At 71.3% G+C, this 3,217-nt stretch carries 3 protein-coding genes; all 3 read left to right on the top strand.

All coding sequences use genetic code 11. From position 1 onward, the window contains the following. Positions 1 to 250 precede the first annotated feature (250 nt). Positions 251 to 1,408, top strand: a complete 1,158-nt coding sequence (locus tag AC1DP0_RS20010) for a ubiquitin-like domain-containing protein (RefSeq protein ID WP_478087984.1) — start codon at positions 251 to 253, stop codon at positions 1,406 to 1,408. An 81-nt stretch (positions 1,409 to 1,489) separates the two neighbouring features. Continuing rightward, the gene (gene rsmA / locus AC1DP0_RS20015; protein WP_478087986.1) at positions 1,490 to 2,425 is read left to right on the top strand and encodes a 16S rRNA (adenine(1518)-N(6)/adenine(1519)-N(6))-dimethyltransferase RsmA; all 936 of its coding nucleotides are present in this window, start codon (positions 1,490 to 1,492) and stop codon (positions 2,423 to 2,425) included. Positions 2,426 to 2,455: 30 nt separating this feature from the next. Then, positions 2,456 to 3,217: 4-(cytidine 5'-diphospho)-2-C-methyl-D-erythritol kinase (locus AC1DP0_RS20020; protein ID WP_478087988.1), on the top strand; the 762-nt coding region annotated here is incomplete at its 3' end.

Here is a 3,217-nt window from a genome sequence, read left to right on the forward strand (position 1 = left end):
GTGTCCGAGAACAGCGAGCGGGTCTACGGGCCGTGGGGCGCGGAGCGAATCGGGCAAACCGCCTAGCGCATGCAACTTCGGGCGTCCAGCAGGACGGGGCGCCGTTACCAAAATTTGACCTTCGCGCCGTCGGTCGGCCAGTCTGTTCGACTGTTGGCCGGTTGCCGCCCCGCATCGACCTCCTTCCGACGACGTGAGGAGGATGGATCGAGAGCGCGTCGCACCCGGATGGTTCGACGTTCGGAGTGTCTTGATTTCTCGCAACGCCAAAGTCCTGGCCGCCGCTGGCGCGGCCGTCGTCCTCACCGGTGGCGCCGTCGGCGCCGCCCAGCTCGACAAGTCCGTCAACCTGTCGGTCGACGGCACCGCGAGCTCTGCGCACGTGTTCGGCAGCACCGTCGCCGACGTCCTGGACAGCCAGGGGATCACCATCAAGCCCGGCGACGTCGTCGTGCCCGCCGCGGACGCCCCCATCAGCGACGGTGAGAAGATCACCGTCAAGTACGCCCGGCTGCTGACGCTCACGGTGGACGGCAAGACCCGTCAGCTGCGCACCACCGAGACCACGGTCGACGGGGCGCTCCTCGCGCTCGGTCTGCGCGGTGAGGGTGCGCGTCTGTCCGTCTCGCGTTCGGAGACCATCGGTCGCCAGGGGCTGACCCTGACTGTCGTCACGCCCAAGGCGGTGACGGTCAAGGCCGACGGCAAGTCGACGACGAAGACCATCGCGGCGGCAACGGTCGGAGAGGCGCTGACGCAGCTCGGCGTGCACCTCGGCAAGGCCGACAAGGTCAACCCGCCGCTCACGACGCCCCTGACGTCCGGCAGCACCGTGACGGTGCAGCGCGTCCTGACCCGGGACAAGAGCGTCACCCAGCCGATCGCCTTCGGCACGACGAAGCAGAGCTCGGGCAACCTCTACCGCGACGAGACCAAGGTCTCGCGGGCAGGCGTCGCCGGTGTGCGCACCCTGGCGGTCCGCACCACGGTCGTCGACGGCAAGGTCGTCTCCACCACGCAGGTCTCCTCCACCGTGACGAAGGCCCCCGTCGACCGGATCGTCCTCGTCGGGACCAAACAGCGTCCGGCCCCCGCCCCCGCCCCCGCCCCTGCGCGGGTGAGCGCTCCGGCCCCGAGCACGGGTGGCTCGAGCTCGAGCGCCGGTCTCGACCTCTCCCACGCGGCCATGTGGGACAGCATCGCCCAGTGCGAGTCGACCGGGAACTGGCACATCAACACCGGCAACGGCTACTTCGGCGGCCTGCAGTTCCTCACCTCGACGTGGCTGGGTTACGGCGGCGGGCAGTTCGCCCCCCGCGCCGACCTCGCCAGCCGCGAGCAGCAGATCACCGTCGCGAACCGCCTCTACGCCGACAACGGMGTCTCGCAGTGGCAGTGCAAGCCCTGACCTGACGCAACCTGATCGAAAGAGCAATCCGTCCGCCCCGCGGACGGATTGCTCTTTCGGTCGTGGCCATAGGGTGTGCGCATGACGAAGAAGGATGCGCCTCACGTCGACGACGCCGCGCTCCTCGGGCCGACCCAGGTGCGCGAGCTCGCCGAACGCCTCGAGGTGCGACCGACCAAGCAGTGGGGTCAGAACTTCGTCGTCGACGCCAACACGGTGCGCAAGATCGTCCGCGTCGCCGGGGTGAGCTCGCACGACGTCGTCGTCGAGGTCGGACCGGGCCTGGGCTCGCTCACCCTCGCGCTGTTGCCGGCCGTCAAGCACGTCACCGCCGTCGAGGTGGACCCGCGCCTCGCGGGAGCGCTCGAGCAGACCGTGCGGTCGCTCCAGCCGGAGAATGCCGACAAGCTGCGCCTCGTTGCGGCAGACGCGCTGACCATCACGAAGCTCCCGGGCCCAGACCCGACGGCGCTCGTCGCCAACCTGCCCTACAACATCTCGGTGCCGGTCGTGCTGTCGTTCCTTCAGCGCTTCCCGACGATCGAGCGGGTCCTCGTCATGGTGCAGCTCGAGGTCGCGGAGCGGCTCGCGGCCAAACCGGGAAGCAAGATCTACGGCGTACCCAGCCTCAAGGCCGCGTGGTACGCCGACGTCGAGCTCGCCGGCCGCGTGGGTCGGAACGTCTTCTGGCCCGCACCCAACGTGGACTCGGGCCTGGTTGCACTCCGGCGGCGCAAGCCCCCCAAGACCACGGCCAGCCGCGAAGAGGTCTTCCGCTGCATCGACGCGGCGTTCCTCCAGCGACGCAAGGCGCTGCGCGGCGCGCTCGCGTCATGGGCCGGCTCCCCGGACGCTGCCGAACGAGCCCTCCTCGCCGCCGGCGTCGACCCGCGGACCCGCGGTGAGCAGCTCGACATCACGACCTTCGCCCGGATCGCCGAGGCCCGTCCCGAGGCGCGTCCCCAGGACGCCGACGCCGGACGGCCCCGCGCACGCCGTCGGGGCCATACGTCCTGACGCGAGCCGGTCGGCGCCTAGGGTGGGCGCATGACTGTCGCTCCGACCCAGCCCGGCGCGGTGACCGTGCGGGTCCCGGCCAAGGTCAACCTCGACCTGCGTGTCGGGCCGCGCCGGCCTGACGGCTTCCACGCCCTCGCGACGGTTTACCAGGCGGTGTCGCTGCACGACGAGGTCTCCGTCACCCGATGGGACGACTGGCAGGTCGTCCCGGCCGGGACGTACGCCGACCGCATCCCGACGAACGGCGACAACCTCGCCGTCCGGGCCGCGCGCCTCGTCGCCGACCGCTGGTCGGTCGACGAGTGCCTCTCGATCCGCATCGACAAGGACATTCCTGTCGCCGGCGGCATGGCCGGCGGCTCGGCCGACGCGGCAGCCGCCCTGGTCGCGTGCGACCAGCTCTGGGGCCTGGGCCTCGACCGCGACGAGCTCTCCGAGCTGGCCGCCAGCCTGGGCAGCGACGTCCCCTTCGTCCTCTCCGGCGGCAACGCGATGGGCTCGGGCCGGGGGGAGCAGCTCGCGCCGGTCCTCGCCCGTGGGACCTTCCACTGGGTCTTCGCGATCAGCGACACCGGCCTGTCCACCCCCGAGGTGTATGCCGAGTGCGACCGGCTGCGCGAGCGGGCCGGTGCGGACGTGCCCGAGCCCCGGGTCGGCCCCGAGCTCATGGCGGCATTGCGGTCGGGTGACCCCGCGGCCCTCGGAGCCGCGCTGCACAACGACCTCGAGCCGGCGGCCTTCTCGCTGCGACCGCAGCTGCGCGAGCTGCGTGACGCCGGAGTCGAGTAC

It is taken from the genome of Terrabacter sp. P5_B1 (assembly GCF_056400505.1).

What these genes read in the sequence shown, in the direction of transcription:
- rsmA (WP_478087986.1), top strand. Translation starts at nt 1,490, where the DNA reads ATGACGAAGAAGGATGCGCCTCACGTCGACGACGCCGCGCTCCTCGGG.